Annotated in this window: 15 protein-coding genes and 2 pseudogenes; 2 read left to right on the forward strand and 15 right to left on the reverse strand. The window is 58.2% G+C overall.

The window, feature by feature from the left end:
* Positions 1-466: 466 nt before the first annotated feature.
* The 6 genes from MOMUL_RS10825 to MOMUL_RS10850 form a co-directional block, all read right to left on the reverse strand.
* Positions 467-1,360 carry a polyprenyl synthetase family protein gene (locus MOMUL_RS10825; RefSeq protein ID WP_062284853.1) on the reverse strand — a complete coding sequence of 298 codons (894 nt, stop codon included), beginning with the start codon at positions 1,358-1,360 and terminating at the stop codon, positions 467-469.
* A complete protein-coding gene (gene xseB, locus MOMUL_RS10830) occupies positions 1,341-1,592 on the reverse strand; it encodes an exodeoxyribonuclease VII small subunit (protein ID WP_054935387.1) in 252 nt (83 codons plus the stop codon). The genes MOMUL_RS10825 and xseB overlap by 20 nt, the downstream gene beginning before the upstream one ends.
* Positions 1,593-1,663: 71 nt before the next feature.
* Positions 1,664-2,875, reverse strand: coding sequence for an exodeoxyribonuclease VII large subunit (gene xseA / locus MOMUL_RS10835; protein ID WP_054935386.1), 1,212 nt, complete (start codon positions 2,873-2,875; stop codon positions 1,664-1,666).
* Positions 2,875-3,717, reverse strand: a complete 843-nt coding sequence (gene folD, locus MOMUL_RS10840; RefSeq protein WP_054935385.1) for a bifunctional methylenetetrahydrofolate dehydrogenase/methenyltetrahydrofolate cyclohydrolase FolD — start codon at positions 3,715-3,717, stop codon at positions 2,875-2,877. Before folD ends, xseA begins: the two co-directional genes overlap by 1 nt.
* Positions 3,718-4,016: 299 nt before the next feature.
* On the reverse strand, positions 4,017-5,381 hold the full coding sequence (gene gltA, locus MOMUL_RS10845; protein WP_054935418.1) for an NADPH-dependent glutamate synthase: 1,365 nt from the start codon (positions 5,379-5,381) through the stop codon (positions 4,017-4,019).
* A gap of 17 nt (positions 5,382-5,398) precedes the next feature.
* Entirely contained in the window at positions 5,399-6,238 is an 840-nt protein-coding gene (locus tag MOMUL_RS10850; protein ID WP_062284855.1) for a sulfide/dihydroorotate dehydrogenase-like FAD/NAD-binding protein, read from the reverse strand.
* Positions 6,239-6,383: 145 nt separating this feature from the next.
* Between MOMUL_RS10850 and MOMUL_RS10855 the strand changes: the two genes are divergently transcribed.
* Positions 6,384-7,556: an MFS transporter gene (locus MOMUL_RS10855; RefSeq protein WP_062284856.1), complete on the forward strand. Its 1,173-nt coding sequence runs from the start codon at positions 6,384-6,386 to the stop codon at positions 7,554-7,556.
* On the opposite strand, the gene MOMUL_RS10860 is transcribed toward MOMUL_RS10855, so the two are convergent.
* The 8 genes and pseudogenes from MOMUL_RS10860 to MOMUL_RS15830 all read right to left on the reverse strand — a co-directional run.
* Complete coding sequence (locus MOMUL_RS10860) at positions 7,553-8,506, reverse strand: Kae1-like domain-containing protein (RefSeq protein WP_062284858.1); 954 nt, start codon at positions 8,504-8,506, stop codon at positions 7,553-7,555. The two genes, MOMUL_RS10855 and MOMUL_RS10860, sit on opposite strands and share 4 nt — an antisense overlap.
* A gap of 3 nt (positions 8,507-8,509) precedes the next feature.
* The gene (gene nusB / locus MOMUL_RS10865) at positions 8,510-8,914 is read right to left on the reverse strand and encodes a transcription antitermination factor NusB (RefSeq protein WP_062284859.1); all 405 of its coding nucleotides are present in this window, start codon (positions 8,912-8,914) and stop codon (positions 8,510-8,512) included.
* A 15-nt stretch (positions 8,915-8,929) separates the two neighbouring features.
* Positions 8,930-9,157, reverse strand: a complete 228-nt coding sequence (locus MOMUL_RS10870) for a DUF2273 domain-containing protein (protein ID WP_062284861.1) — start codon at positions 9,155-9,157, stop codon at positions 8,930-8,932.
* A gap of 13 nt (positions 9,158-9,170) precedes the next feature.
* Positions 9,171-9,707, reverse strand: coding sequence for an alkaline shock response membrane anchor protein AmaP (gene amaP, locus MOMUL_RS10875; RefSeq protein WP_062284863.1), 537 nt, complete (start codon positions 9,705-9,707; stop codon positions 9,171-9,173).
* Between the two features lie 18 nt (positions 9,708-9,725).
* Positions 9,726-10,139: an Asp23/Gls24 family envelope stress response protein gene (locus MOMUL_RS10880; RefSeq protein WP_062284865.1), complete on the reverse strand. Its 414-nt coding sequence runs from the start codon at positions 10,137-10,139 to the stop codon at positions 9,726-9,728.
* A gap of 93 nt (positions 10,140-10,232) precedes the next feature.
* A complete protein-coding gene (accC, locus tag MOMUL_RS10885) occupies positions 10,233-11,579 on the reverse strand; it encodes an acetyl-CoA carboxylase biotin carboxylase subunit (protein WP_062284867.1) in 1,347 nt (448 codons plus the stop codon).
* 93 nt (positions 11,580-11,672) lie between these two features.
* Positions 11,673-13,568: an acetyl-CoA carboxylase biotin carboxyl carrier protein gene (accB, locus tag MOMUL_RS10890; protein ID WP_062284868.1), complete on the reverse strand. Its 1,896-nt coding sequence runs from the start codon at positions 13,566-13,568 to the stop codon at positions 11,673-11,675.
* Between the two features lie 250 nt (positions 13,569-13,818).
* Positions 13,819-14,004: pseudogene (locus tag MOMUL_RS15830) on the reverse strand (tyrosine-type recombinase/integrase); the annotation flags it as partial.
* Between the two features lie 31 nt (positions 14,005-14,035).
* Here MOMUL_RS15830 and MOMUL_RS10895 point away from each other — a divergent pair.
* Positions 14,036-14,329: an RpnC/YadD family protein gene (locus MOMUL_RS10895; protein ID WP_236713088.1), complete on the forward strand. Its 294-nt coding sequence runs from the start codon at positions 14,036-14,038 to the stop codon at positions 14,327-14,329.
* A 100-nt stretch (positions 14,330-14,429) separates the two neighbouring features.
* Here the strand turns inward: MOMUL_RS10895 and MOMUL_RS10900 are convergent.
* Positions 14,430-14,800: pseudogene (locus MOMUL_RS10900) on the reverse strand (response regulator); the annotation flags it as partial.

Raw genomic sequence — 14,800 nt, forward strand, 5'->3', positions numbered from 1 at the left:
AGGCAGGCTACGCTGCAGCCAGCACCCTTCGTACCGACTGCAGGTTTCTACCCCAGGCCATAGTATTTGCTCCTGCCGCAGGAACTTTCCCACGCACCTGGGTCTCCACGGAGGGAGGGTCCACGCCTACATGCCATTGTAGATCGCCCCCCCTCCTTAACTCCCAGTACCAACCCCCGACTGGGCGTCGGCAGCCAGCACCAGGAACTTCATCGGTGTGCCCTTGACGGATTTTTAGGCCCGTCTTCAAAGATGGTGGTCTTGACTAGAATACTGCGCCACCCACCAATATAGAGTAGGCAAAATTTTTTAGTTGGCAGGATGTATTATAAGGTATTTGTCTTTAAACGGCAAGCACCACAGTCAGAAGCCCCTGGTAGCCTTAAGCCGTCTATGGTGCTGGCCGGCAGCCAGCACCGGTATGCCTTTTCCCCCTGCCCCGGACACCTTTATGCTCAGCGTATGACTATCCTTGCCGGTTGAGAACGTAACCGGCAAGGAGGAATAAAGGTTCGGCAGCCGGGCCCAGGGACAGGGCTAAACTTTGCGCCTCGGCACAGAGTTCCCTGGCTATCTCCCGGGCCTTTTTTAGACCTAAGCAGGCCGGGTAGGTTGCCTTGCCCCGGGCCACATCCATCCCGCCTTTTTTACCCATGCGGGTAAAATCGCCCTCAATATCGAGAATGTCGTCGGTTATCTGGAAAGCCAGCCCCAGGTTTTCGCCATAGCGCGTAAGTACTGCCAATTGCTCCTCCCCGGCCCCGCTTAAAATGCCGCCCAGGCGCAGGCAGGCGCGGATGAGGCTGCCGGTCTTGTGGGTGTGGATGTAATTAACTATTTCCAGGGTCGCCGGCTGGCCCTCGGCCTCCATGTCCACCACCTGGCCGCCAATCATCCCCTGGCTGCCGGCGGCGGTAGCCAGTTCGCCGATGGCCTGGAGAACTTTCGCCGGCGGGATGCCGGCCGGCACCTGGCTCAAAACGGCAAAGGCTTGCGTGAGGAGGGCATCCCCGGCCAGCAGGGCGATGGCCTCACCGAAAACTTTATGACAGGTGGGCCGGCCGCGGCGATAGTCATCATTATCCATAGCCGGCAGGTCATCGTGGATGAGAGAATAGGTATGGATGAGCTCCACCGCGCAGGCGGCCGGCAGGAGGGGTTCCGGGGGGCTGCCTGCAGACTCACCCGCCGCCAGGACCAGGATAGGCCTTAACCTCTTACCTCCTGCAAAAAGGCTGTAGCGCATGGCCTGGTGAATGGCCGGGGGATAACTCTCCGCCGGCGGCAGGCTCTTTTCTAAGGCTTCCTGGACCAGTTGCCGGCGGGAGGCCAGGTAACTTTCAAGCTCCGTAACCCTCACCCCCGGGTAGAGAGATTTCTTTCAGTACTACTTCGCCTTCATGGACCAGGAGTGCCTGGAGTTTGCCCTCGACTTCCTGGAGGCGCTGCCGGCACAGGCGCACCAGCCTGATCCCTTCCTGGTAATAGGCCAGGGAATCTTCCAGGGTCAGGCCTTCTCCTTCCAGGGCCCGGACGATACCCTCAAGTTTCTGCAAGGCTTCTTCAAATTTTAGCTGTTCGCCTTCAGGCATGCTCTGGTTCCTCCTAAAGTGCCGTTATTTGCCTGGCTTTTACCACTATTTACATATCCGCTAGAGATACCTTAGCCACCGTCCACATCATCCACCTGGCACTGGAGGCGGCCCTGGCTTAAGACTACTTCCACCTTTTCCCCGGGAGCCACCTCCAGGCTGTGCCGGATGGGGGGGCCCCCGCCGGGACGCCGGCAGACGGCATAGCCGCGGCTCAAGATGGCCAGAGGGCTGGCGGCCTCCAGGCGGGCCGTTAACAACTGCAAGGCCTGTTCCCTGGCCCCGTAATGGCGCTGCCAGGAAGCCAGCAGGCGCTGCTCTAGCCCGTCCAGGTATTGCTGGCGATAATACAGTTCCTGCTGGGGCTGGGCCATGCCCCGGCTTTTAACCAGGCGTTCGAGCCTGGCCCGCGCCATCTGCAGGCGGTGCTCCACCCCCCGCCGGGCACGGGCAGCCAGTATATCCAGGCGCTCTTCCAGTTCGGTCTTTACCGGGACGGCCAGTTCGGCGGCAGCCGAAGGCGTTGGTGCCCGCCGGTCAGCCACCCTGTCGGCCAGGGTGAGGTCCGTCTCGTGCCCAACGGCAGCAATAACCGGTACCGGGCAAGCATAGATGGCCCGGGCGACGACTTCGGTATTGAAAGCACTCAAGTCCTCGGCTGAGCCGCCGCCGCGGCCGATGATAATCACGTCGACCCCGCCCAGTTTGCCCAGGAGTTCCAGGGCCCGGGCCAGTTCCAAGGGGGCAGTGTCACCCTGGACGGTAGCCGGGGCCAGTACCAGGTCAATACCGGGAAAGCGCCGCCGGCTGACGGTAACCATATCCCGCAGGGCGGCACCGCTGGGTGAGGTCACCAGGCCCACCCGGCGCGGTAGGAGGGGCAGGGGCCGTTTACGCTCGGCGGCAAAAAGACCTTCCCGTTCCAGGCGGGCCGCCAGCTCCTGGAGGGCGAGGCTGGCCATCCCCATTCCGGCCGGGAAGATTTCAGCTACATAAAGCTGGTAAACGCCGTCCCGGGGATAAATGGCTACCTGGCCCCTGGCTATTATCTCCAGGCCGTCCTGGAGGCGAAAGCTCAGGTTCCGGCTACGGCCCTGGAACATTACGCAGCGCAAAGCAGCCACCTGGTCCTTCAGGGTAAAATAGAGGTGCCCCGACACCGGCCGGCGTAAGTTAGAGATCTCCCCCTTGACCCAGACGTTGGCCAGGCGGCCGTCATTACCTATCAGGCGCTGCAAATAGGCGGTGAGTTCCCTCACCGCCAGGACCCGCTGCCCGGACACTAGCGCCGGGCCGCCTCGACTGTATTTTTCAGCAGCATGGCAATGGTCATGGGACCAACTCCCCCGGGCACCGGGGTAATCCAGCTGGCTTTTTGGGCGGCACTCTCAAAGTGGACATCCCCCACCAGCTTTTTTTCGCCCACGCGGTTGATGCCCACATCGATGACTACCGCACCTTCCTTGATCATATCGCCGGTGATCATCTCCGGCTTGCCTACGGCAGCCACCAGGATGTCGGCCTGGCGGCACTCTTCAGCTAGATTTTTGGTGCGGGAGTGGCAGATGGTTACCGTGGCATGGCGGGCTAAAAGCATCATGGCCATGGGTTTGCCGACGATATTGCTGCGGCCAACGACAACTGCCTTTTTACCTTTGGGATCAATCCCGGTCTTGTCCATGAGGACCATGCAGCCATGGGGCGTACAGGGGTAAAAGCACTTATCACCAATGACCAGGTTGCCGACATTAGCCGGGCTGAAACCGTCGACATCCTTTTCCAGGGTAATGGTGTCGATGACAGTTTTTTCGTCGATATGACCGGGCAGGGGAAGCTGTACCAGGATGCCGTGAATCTGGGGATCGTTATTGAGCTGTTTGATTAAGTCCAGGAGTTGGGCCTGGGTGGTTTCCGCCGGCAGGCGGTGGACTACCGAGTAGATGCCGACTTCTTCGCAGGCGCGGTGTTTGTTGCGCACATATACCTGGGAAGCCGGGTCGTCGCCGACCAGGACGACGGCCAAACCGGGAGTAATCCCCTGCTCTTTCAACCTGGCTACTTCCTGCTTGACTTCTTCCCGTACTTCGGCGGCAATCTGCTTGCCGTCCAGGATTTGGGCTGGCATGGCATTAGACCTCCTTAAAATACTCACTCGCAGGCTGGCATTGTCTCGCTCGCTCCCTGGCCCTTGTGGAGCGGCCTACGGCTCAGCCTCTAGCTCGGGCGGGGTCCCGGCCTATTCGGCATCCTTGCCTCAGAGGCCGGCCTCGGACATCCTGTCCTCGGCCCCGCTTATCATCCCTCGGCTTCGCCTGGGCCGCTTCGCCACTCGGTAAAAGCTCGCTCGCTTCCGACAAATGCCAGCCCGGCATTTTTATGCCCTCTGGTGGCGGCTCGCCACCATGGGTGACTCCTCCGAAAAACTCATTTCTCCCGCAAATACTTGTCGATGGCCCGGGCGGCGGCTTTGCCGGCTCCCATGGCGAGGATGACGGTTGCCGCGCCGGTGACGATGTCGCCGCCAGCAAAGACGCCCTTCCGGGAGGTGGCGCCGGTAGCCTCATCAGCGGCGATGGTACCTTTGCGGGTGAGTTCCAGGCCCGGAGTGGTCCTTAAGACCAGGGGGTTGGGGCCCTGGCCGATGGCCATGACCACTGTATCTACTTCCATATCATACTCGGAACCAGGGATGGGCACTGGCCGCCGGCGACCGGATGCGTCAGGCTCGCCCAGTTCAAAGCGCTGGCAGGTCATACCCGTCACCACACCCCGGTCGTCCCCATAGATTTTCACCGGGCTGGTGAGGAGGTGGAACTGGACCCCTTCCTCTTCAGCGTGCTCTACTTCTTCCTTGCGGGCCGGCATTTCGGCTGCCGAACGGCGGTAAACTATATAGGATTCTTCTGCTCCCAGACGCAGGGCGGTACGGGCCGCATCCATGGCCACATTGCCGGCGCCGATAACAGCCACCCGCCTGCCCACCTTGATGGGGGTGGCATAGTGGGGGAAGAGGTAGGCCTTCATCAGGTTGGTCCGGGTGAGGAATTCGTTGGCCGAGTAGACGCCCAGGAGGTTTTCCCCGGGTATCCCCATGAAGTGGGGCAGCCCGGCCCCCGTACCGATAAAGACGGCATCGTAGCCGCTGGCGAGGAGCTCATCCACAGTGGTAACCTTGCCGACCACGGCATTGGTCCGGATCTCTACCCCCAGCTGACGGATGGAGTCGATCTCCTGCTGGACGATCTTTTTCGGCAGGCGGAATTCAGGGATACCGTACATCAGTACGCCCCCGGGCACATGGAGGGCTTCAAAGACCGTCACCTGGTGTCCCATCCGGGCCAGGTCAGCCGCAGCTGTCAAGCCGGCAGGACCGGAACCTATTACTGCCACCTTAAAACCAGTAGCCGGTGCCTTGCTCACTACAGCCGCCTCGCCTTTAGCCATCTGGTAATCAGCGACAAAGCGTTCCAGGCGGCCGATGGCTACCGGCTCATGCTTCTTGCCCACGGTACAGTATTTTTCACACTGGTTTTCCTGGGGGCAAACCCGCCCGCAAATGGCCGGTAGGTTGTTCTTTTCTTTTATTTTAGCAATGGCTCCGTCAAAATCTTTCTCCTTTATCAGGCTGATAAAGGCCGGGATGTCCACCTCTACCGGGCAACCCTGGCGGCAGGGAGCCTTTTTACACTGGAGGCAGCGCTCAGCTTCGGCCAGTGCCATCTCTTCGGTATAGCCCAGGGCTACTTCATTGAAGTTGCGGATACGCTCTTTCGGATTCTGGGAAGGCATGGGAGTTTTCTGGGGAATTAATGGCACTTGCAGCCACCTCCCTCATGGAACTTGAGAATCCTTTCTTCCTCTTCTCTATACATGTTCATCCGCCGCAGGGCCAGCTGCCAGTCAACCTGGTGGCCGTCAAATTCCGGCCCGTCTACGCAGGCAAATTTGGTCTCCCCGCCGACGCTGACCCGGCAGGCGCCGCACATACCCGTACCGTCCACCATAATGGGATTCATACTGACAATGGTGGGCACACCAAAGGGCCTGGTAGTTTCCGCCACGGCACGCATCATGACCACCGGGCCGATACCCCAGACCCGGGCTACATTACCCCTTTCTTCCAGGACCTGCTTTAAGAGGTCCGTTACAAAGCCGTGGTGGCCATAGCTGCCGTCATCGGTGGCCACCAGCAACTCACTAGAAACGGCCCGCATTTCGTCTTCCCAGATAAGCAGTTCCTTTGTCCGGGCACCAATAATAGAAATTACTTCGTTGCCGGCTTCCTTCAACGCGCGGGCTATGGGATAAACCGGGGCCACGCCGACACCGCCGCCAACACAAACGACCCGGCCGTAATTGGCAATCTCCGAGGGCTGCCCCAGGGGACCGACAAAGTCGGCGAGAGCATCCCCCGCCTCCAGGGTACCCAGGCGCCGGGTGGTGTAGCCTACTTCCTGGAAGATAGTAGTAATGGTGCCCCGGGTGCGATCAAAATCGGCGATGGTTAAAGGAATGCGTTCCCCCTCTTCGTCTATACGGAGAATAATAAATTGTCCGGCCTGGGCTTTGGCAGCCACTTCCGGAGCTTCAATCTCCATCAGCTTTATGACTGGCGACATGACTTCTTTCCGGACAATACGGTACACTAACTGCCTTACCCCCTTACAAGTTAAACTATCATGAATATAACCTTAATTATATTCGCTGTTAAAACCCATATTCCTGCTAATAATCCTTGACCGCTACCCTTCCAGGGTTTAAGATATGATGAGAGACTGGAGGGTTAAACAAGTGCAAAAACGTATCCTTTACCTGCTAAGCCTGGGACACCTAGTTACCGATATCAACCAGGGCCTGCTGCCCATCTTCCTGTCGGTATATAAAGAACAGGTTGGCCTGACCTTTACAGCCGCCAGCCTCATTCCCGCCCTATCTACTATCAGTTCTTCCGTGATCCAGCCCCTTTTCGGTTACCTGTCGGACCGGTACCAGCTGCGCTGGCTCTTGCCCACCGGCTGCCTGTTAGCCGGCCTGGGTATGGCTGCCTTCGGCTTGGTACCCAACTACTACTTGCTTACAGCCATCGTCTTTATCAGCGGCCTCGGGGTAGCTGCCTACCACCCGGAAGCTTCCAAGTCGGCCCATTATATCAGCGGTCCCCTGCAGGCCAGTTCCATGGCCGTCTTTTCCGTAGGCGGCAACCTGGGCTTCGGCCTGGGGCCAATAATCGCTTCTCTCATCCTCAGCCACGGTGGTTTAAAATCCTCCTGGCTGATTCTCTTTCCTACGGTCGTTGCCGTCACTTTACTGGCCCATACCATACCGGCTATCGGTCGCGCCATGGCCGCCGGCCAGCGGGCAGCTGCTGCCGGCAGGCAAAAAGAAAATGTTGGTCATACTTCCCTGGCGGCCATTACTCTGCTGGTCCTGGTGGTCATCTTACGTTCCTGGCTGCATACCGGTTTAACCTATTACATCCCCTTTTACTACCAGCATTACCTGCATGGTGAGGCCGCCTTCGCCAGCACCATGCTCTCCATATTCCTTATTTCCGGGGCAGTGGGTACCCTGGTAGGCGGGCGTCTCGCCGATTACTGGGGAGCCAAAAAGATGATCATCGCCTCAATGCTGGTGCTTATCCCCCTGGTCCTGGCCTTCCCTTACGTCAAAGGGCTCTGGGTGGCCATATTGCTGGCTTTGAGCGGCTTTGCGGTAGTTTCTACCTTTGCCCCGGCCATTGTCCTGGCCCAGTCCTTGATGCCCCGGCATATCGGGGTGGCCTCCGGCCTGATGATGGGGTTTGCCATCGGCACCGGCGGCCTGGGGCTCCTCCTGCTGGGTGGTATTGCCGATGCCAGGGGTGTCCCCTTTGTCATCCACCTCCTGGCCATTATTCCTGCCCTGGCTGCTGCCCTGGCCCTTCCCCTGCCCGACCTGCGCCGGCGACCGGTAAAGGCGCACTAAACTACCTCGCGGCCCAGGAGGGCCACGCCGATGGCATTGTCGGAACTATGTTCCGGGGCGGCAAAGTGAAGGCGGGCTCCTACGGCGCGGTGTTCCAGGCGGTGACGCAGGCGGCTGCGCAGGTAGGTATTGGCCGCCACCCCGCCGACGATTAAAATATCTTTAATCCCGGTAGCAATCACGGCCGGCCGCAAGACCCTCTCCAGGGTATTGGCAATACACTGCTCCACCGCCCGGGCGATGGCCGCCCGGGGAGCGCCTGCAGCCAGCAGGCGTTCTGCCTGGCTGGCCGGCCCGGAAAAACTAAAATTGTACCCCCGGACGGCTGAGGTCAGCCGGACCTTTTCTCCATCTCCTCCTCCGGCTTCCCGGGCCAGCAGTTCCAGCTGCGGCCCGGCGGGAAACTTCAGGCCCATAAGCACCCCGACCCGGTCTACCAGCTGCCCAGCATGAAGATCCAGGGTGCCCCCCAGTTTGCTAATATTAAAACCACCGCATTTACGGCTGACCTGGAGAATTTCGGAGGTCCCTCCCGACAGGTGGACGGCCAGAAAGGGACCTTCCGGCTGCCAGCCTGCCGACCACAGGCCCGCGGCAATATGCCCTTCCTGGTGGGTAGTGGCCAGGAAGGGTACCTGCAATGCCGCTGCCAGTATCCGGCCCTGCCCGGCGGCTACGGTAAAAACCGGCATATAAGAGCCTGCTACGGGCCGGGGTCTGGTGGCAGCCGCCACTCCTTTGAGATGGGTTGCCGGCACGTCGGCAAAGGCTAAAGCCAGCAGTTCCGGCAAGCTCTGGACATGATGAAAAACCGCCGTTCCCTGCTGTAGTCCCCTTTCCCCCGGGGGTACCGGCAGCAGGCGGCGGTGAGCTGTAAGTATTTCGCCGTCAACGCTGACGATGGCTACTGAACAGGTATAGGCACTGGTATCGATGCCGAGAATGGCCATTAGCTATCTACCCAGCTCCTTGCGGGCGGTGTCCAGCAAGCCGTTGACAAACCTGCCGGCTTCTTCGTCATTAAAAGTTTTGGCCAGTTCAATGGCCTCGTTGATAATTACGCTCACCGGGGTATCCGGGCAATATTTCATTTCATATAATGCCATCCTGAGGATATTGCGGTCAACGGCCGCCAGGCGTTCCAGGCGCCAGCCCACTGCATACCTGCTGATTATGGCGTCAAGTTCCTGGCGGGCCGTGACCGTCCCCATTACCAGCTGCCGGGCAAAGGCTGCTGCCTGGAGTGAAAGTTGCTCTTCAGCTAAGACTTCTTCCACGGCCCTTTCCGGGGCCATACGACCCAGGTCAACGGCAAAGAGAGCCTGCAGGGCTTTGGCCCTGGCTGCCCTTCTACTCAAGAAAACTATTCCCCCTTACCAGCGATCGCCAAAGAAACGTTTCCAGATGCCCTGCCACCCCCGGCCTTGATCAAGGCGGCAGCCTATAAGATAGCCCAGAGCTACACAGAGGCCGATGAAAAGGGCCTTCCCGAAGCCCCATATGGCAGTTAAAAGCCCAAAAATAAGGCCCAAGCTGACGCCGATCAGCTTACCCCGGTGTTCCCGCCAGAGGTAGTCCAGCAAGTCGAGGATATTTTCCACCCATCCATCTCCCCTATTCAACCCGGCGCAGGCCTTCCTGGTAGATACCGTTCACCCGCACCTGGACCTCGAGCACTTCCAGGCCGGCCGTGGCAACAATATATTCATGCACCTTTTCCTGGAGGGCCGCCGTCAATTCCGGTAGATTGCGGTCGGGGCTAACGGTAATATTGAGCTTCACGGCCAGCCCCTCCGGGAGAACTCTAAGGATGGGCCGCACTTCCCGTACCCCTTTCACCTGGCGGGCGGCCCGGGTGACCAGGTTTTCCAGGGCCGGCAGGGCAATGCTGGCCGTACCAAGGTCGGCGGATTTAATAACCGCCTGCTCTTCTCTTGCTGCTGCCGGGCGCATACTGGCCAGGAAGAAACGCAAGGCCAGCAGGAACAATACAGCAGCTACCAGGCCGGCTATAAGGCGGTAGTCCGGCCGCAGGAGACTGAGTTCAAAAAGGTCCAGCGGCACTGTCCAGCCGGCGATGACTGCCAGGGCAGCCACGGAAAGGGCAGCCACCAGCAAAGCAAAAAGGGCCAGTAAGGCCCGCTCCAGCATTGACAAGTCACTACCCCCCTACCGGACCCGGCTGGTTTCTTCTTCTTTCTCTTCCTGGGGGAAAACTACGCCCTGGACGTGGACATTAACTTCTACCACCCGTAAGCCCGTCATTGATTCAATAGCCTTTTTTACATTCTCCTGCACCCTGATGGCTACATCCGGAATACGCACCCCGAAGTTGACCACTATGTACAGGTCAACAGCAGCTTCCTTTTCCCCTACTTCTACCTTGACGCCCTTACTTAGATTCTTCCGGCCTAAAAGTTCGGCAATACCGCCGGCAATGCCGCCGCTCATGCCTGCTACTCCTTCAATCTCCGTGGCCGCCAGGCCGGCAATGATGGCTACCACTTCGTTGGTAATCCTGATGGTGCCGAGATCGGTCCGGTCCTGTTGTTCTAAAATATTATCCACTCTACCCACCTCCACTTGTTACTATATTATACCAGAGGCGGGTAGCCATCACAACTGCTTCCTGCGAAAATAGTTTTAAACTAATGCCAGCTAACTCCTGCCAGGACGTTAGCCGGCCAGTAAGCGACGCTGGATAAAGTTAGTATAGATCTCACCCCGCCGGAAAAAGGCGTTGGCCATAATCTGCTGGTGGAAGGGAATGGTCGTTGGTATCCCTTCAATTACCATTTCTTTCAGGGCCCCCGTCATACGGTTGATGGCCCCTTCCCGGTCCGGCGCCCAGGCAATAACCTTGGCGATTAAGGAATCATAATAAGGAGGAATGAGGTAACCACTATAAGCAGCGCTGTCCACCCGGATGCCAAAGCCTCCCGGTACATGGTAACGCTCAATCCTCCCCGGGGCCGGCCGGAAATTATGGCTGGGGTCTTCGGCATTAATCCGGCACTCAATGGCATGCCCCCGGATCTGGACGTCCTCCTGGTGGATGCTCAAAGGTTCCCCCGCCGCTATCCTGATCTGTTCCTGGACCAGGTCGATACCGGTAACCGCTTCGGTCACCGGGTGTTCCACCTGGATGCGGGTATTCATTTCAATAAAATAATAGCGGCCATGCTTATCCAGCAGGAATTCTACCGTACCGGTGCTATAGTAATCAACGGCCCTGGCAGCCTTTAAGGCAACCTCTCCCATTTCCCGGCGCAGTTCCGGGGTGAGGGCTACCGAGGGGGCTTCTTCCAGTATCTTCTGGTTGCGGCGCTGCAGGGAACAGTCGCGCTCGCCCAGGTGAATGAGGTTTCCTCCGGTATCACCTAAAATTTGAAACTCAATATGGCGGGGTTCTTCAATATATTTTTCCAGGTAAACCTGGGGATCACCGAAGGCGGCTTCAGCTTCCCGCTGGGCGGTTTGGATGGCCTGGCGCAGCTCCCGGGGGCCCTGGGCCACCCGCATACCGCGGCCACCGCCACCGGCGGACGCTTTAATCAAAACGGGGTAACCGATTTCTTTAGCTATGGCCAGGGCGGCATCCAGGTCTTTGACGACACCCTCTGAACCGGGTACTACCGGAACTCCGGCAGCAATCATGGTGGCCCTGGCCGTGGCCTTGGCGCCCATGAGCTGCATGGCCCTTGGCGAAGGGCCGATAAAGGTGATCCCTGCCGTTGCGCACATCTCGGCAAAGTAGGGGTTTTCTGCCAGGAAACCGTAACCGGGATGAATGGCATCGGCACCACTCATCTGGGCAACAGCAATAATACTGGGGATATGCAGGTAACTGCGGTTGGCTGGCGCCGGCCCGATACAGACGGCTTTATCGGCAAGCCTGGTGTGCAGGGCTCCCCGGTCGGCCTCGGAATAGACGGCTACTGTTTCGATATCCAGTTCACGGCAGGCGCGGATAATCCGCACCGCGATCTCGCCGCGATTGGCAATGAGAACCCGCTTAAACATCTCCTATCCTCCGAAAAGAGCATACTTCTTAGCGGCAGTTTATGTCTCTACGCCGCCCAGGAACTAGACCATAGTATTACAGCATATTTGTTTCTACTCTTTCTTTAAATGGAACAGTACCTGGCCGTATTCCACCGGCTGGCCGTTTTCCGCGAGGATCCTGACGACCTGGCCGGCGGTTTCGGCCGTTAACTCATTCATCAGCTTCATAGCTTCTATTATACACAGGGTCTGCCCCGGTTTAACCCTGGTACCAACCTCAACAAAAGGCGGCGCGTCAGGGGCCGGCGCCCGGTAGAAGGTGCCTACCATGGGGGCCCGGACTTCAACAATATCCTGGGGAGTCTGGGCCAGCGGTTTATCTCCCTGGGCCCCAGGCTTAGCATCGGTAGTCACCTGGACTGCCGGGGCCGGGCCGGCAGTCCCTCCCTGGTCACCGCCACGGCGGATCATGATTTTGACCCCATCGCTTTCCAGGTTAAGTTCGGTAATGCCTGTTTCTTCCAGGGCTTTAATGAGCTGGGTGATGTCCTTGAGATCCATTTTCTTTGTACCTCCTGCCTCGGCCTTAACCCCGGCCTGGGGTTTTAAATTGCGCCGGCCCGGCTGCAACCGCCCGGCGCGGCGGTCCTCAAAAAATTTCCGGGCCACCTGGGGAAACAGCGCATAGCTGATGACATCTTCTTCATTCCGGGCCAGGTCGCCGATTTCCTGCCGGGCTTCTTCTAGGCGCGGCGGCAGGATGTCCGCCGGCCGCCCCTGGATAGGCTCTTCATCCCCGATGATCAACCGGCGAATTTCTTCACTTATAGGGACCGGCGGCCGGCCGTAGAGGCCGCGGACGTAATTTTTAACTTCGCCGGGTACCATCTTGTAACGCTGGCCCAGCAGGACGTTGAGGACCGCCTGGGTGCCCACAATCTGGCTGGTGGGCGTTACCAGGGGCGGGTACCCCAGGTCGGCCCGTACCCGCGGTATCTCGGCCAGGACTTCATTGATGCGGTCGGCCGCCTTTTGCTCTTTTAACTGGCTCACCAGGTTGGAGATCATGCCGCCGGGAACCTGGTGCTGGAAGACCCACATATCGGTAATGCGGGTTACGCCGCGCTCATAGCCCAGCTCCCGGCGCAGGTCATCGAAATAACGGGCGATCTCAAAGAGGAGGTTCAAGTCCAGCCCGGTATCGTAGGGCGTCCCGGCCAGCGCTCGGACCACCGTCTCTACCGGTGGCTGGGAAGCGCCGAAGGCCAGGGGGACCGAGGCCGTATCAACTACATCCACCCCCGCCCGGGCGGCCTCCAGGTAGGCACCTACGGCCAGGCCGCCGATATAATGGCTGTGGAGCTGGATGGGGACGTGGAGCTTTTCTTTAAAGAGCTTGACCAGTTCATAGGCTTCAAAGGGGGCCAGGAGGCCGGCCATATCCTTGATGCAGATGGAATCCACGCCCATGCTCTCCAGTTCCAGGGCCGTCTGCAAGTAGTGCTCGGTAGTATGGACCGGGCTGATGGTGTAGACCACCGTACCCTGGACGTGGGCGCCTTCCTTTTTGGCGGCTGCAATAGGGACCTCCATGTTGCGCAAATCATTCAGGGCATCGAAAATACGGATAATATCAATGCCGTTGGCCACCGCCCTGGCAATAAAGGCCCGCACCACATCGTCGGGGTACAGCTGGTAACCTACCAGGGACTGGGCCCTGAGGAGCATCTGCAGGGGCGTTTTCCGGGCATATTTTTTCAGGGTCCGCAGGCGTTCCCAGGGGTCTTCGTCCAGGAAGCGCATGCAGACATCAAAGGTAGCGCCGCCCCAGACCTCCAGGGAATGGTAACCGACGCTGTCAATTTTTTCAATGATCGGCAGCATGTCGGCCGTAGTCATGCGCGTGGCCCAGAGGCTCTGGTGACCGTCACGTAGGGTGGTGTCGGTGATCTTTAGCTGGCTCAAAACGGTTCTCCTCCGTATAGGGAAGCTGGGGCTTCCTAACATATTCATCTCTTGGCTGGCGGCGGTTAACGACCACTGTGGGTGGTCCTCGCGACTATAGAAAAGCTCTGGTGTAATAACCAGAGCGGTGCTTGTTTTTTTAATTCAACCGCCTTGCCTTATTATATAAACACGTACCAGGCGGTGCAATATTTCTCGTGCAAGTATACAATATATTTGCCTCCAGCCCCGGAGCCCTTGAGCTTCAAGGCTTCCGGGGTTCGATTTTATGTGGTTGCAAACATTTGCAAACCTACCTGCTTAAAATGCTTTCAATTGCTTTTGCAGCTTCAGCCTGAGTATCCGGCAGGACGTGGGAATAAGTGTCCAGGGTTATCTTTACGCTGGAATGCCCCAGCCTTTCAGCCACGATTTTAGGGTGGAGGCCCTTCCTTAGCAGGAAAGTGGCGTAGGTGTGGCGAAGATCATGCCATTTCACGACCTGGCTGAAGAATGTTGTCAAACCCAGAATGCCTGGAGATTATAGCGCAAAAATCGACGGCATCCTGGACGCAAGCAATCCCTGGGAGGTGGAACGGATGATTTATAACTTGGAATTAACCCTGGAAGAGATGCAACAGCAAGCTTTGTTAAAAGGCTTAAAAGAAGGCGAACTGAAGGGGAAATTGGAAGGAAAATTGGAGGGCAAACGAGAAGTAGCCCGGAACCTGCTTCTGCTCAACGTCGATATAGAGACCATTGTTAAAGCTACGGGGCTTACTCCGGACGAGATCGCCGTGTTGAAGAAACAGATGGAACAGTGATTTTTTGCTGGCCGTAAATTCATTTCTTTTAAGCGTAACACTGCACCATTGACTGGAAGGCTGAGAGCCTAAAATATGTATAAGTCCTGGGATTTACGTATCAGATGCTTGCTCCTTCCTGGACTGGCGCACCCGGGTCTTTCTTCTCCCAGCTCTCTTTAAGGGCAACTTCGGCGTAGGCGAAAAGTTCTTCCCCGTCCTTGCCGTTGTCGGGATATACCGCAATCCCGTAGCTCCACGTCCCGGGAAGGAAGCTTTCCAGTTTCGTTATCACCACTTGCGCGCCTTCTTTCCCCGTGTGAGGGAGAATCAACGCCAGCGTGCTCTTGCTGAGCTCTATAACGGTGTCTATCTCGCGCAGGCGCCGCCGCGCCTGCCTGGCGCATTCCCCAATCTTTCCCTTACCCAACCTTTCAGACCGGGCCAGAACCAGGGCTACCTTTAGCCCGCCCCTGTTCGCCCGGTTGATCT

Source organism: Moorella mulderi DSM 14980 (assembly GCF_001594015.1).
Taxonomy (GTDB): domain Bacteria; phylum Bacillota; class DSM-521; order Neomoorellales; family Neomoorellaceae; genus Neomoorella; species Neomoorella mulderi.

What these genes read in the sequence shown, in the direction of transcription:
- xseB (WP_054935387.1), bottom strand. Translation starts at nt 1,592, where the DNA reads ATGCCTGAAGGCGAACAGCTAAAATTTGAAGAAGCCTTGCAGAAACTT.
- folD (WP_054935385.1), bottom strand. Translation starts at nt 3,717, where the DNA reads ATGCCAGCCCAAATCCTGGACGGCAAGCAGATTGCCGCCGAAGTACGG.
- gltA (WP_054935418.1), bottom strand. Translation starts at nt 5,381, where the DNA reads ATGCCTTCCCAGAATCCGAAAGAGCGTATCCGCAACTTCAATGAAGTA.
- MOMUL_RS10860 (WP_062284858.1), bottom strand. Translation starts at nt 8,506, where the DNA reads ATGGCCATTCTCGGCATCGATACCAGTGCCTATACCTGTTCAGTAGCC.
- amaP (WP_062284863.1), bottom strand. Translation starts at nt 9,707, where the DNA reads ATGCTGGAGCGGGCCTTACTGGCCCTTTTTGCTTTGCTGGTGGCTGCC.
- accC (WP_062284867.1), bottom strand. Translation starts at nt 11,579, where the DNA reads ATGTTTAAGCGGGTTCTCATTGCCAATCGCGGCGAGATCGCGGTGCGG.
- accB (WP_062284868.1), bottom strand. Translation starts at nt 13,568, where the DNA reads ATGTTAGGAAGCCCCAGCTTCCCTATACGGAGGAGAACCGTTTTGAGC.
- MOMUL_RS10895 (WP_236713088.1), top strand. Translation starts at nt 14,036, where the DNA reads ATGCCTGGAGATTATAGCGCAAAAATCGACGGCATCCTGGACGCAAGC.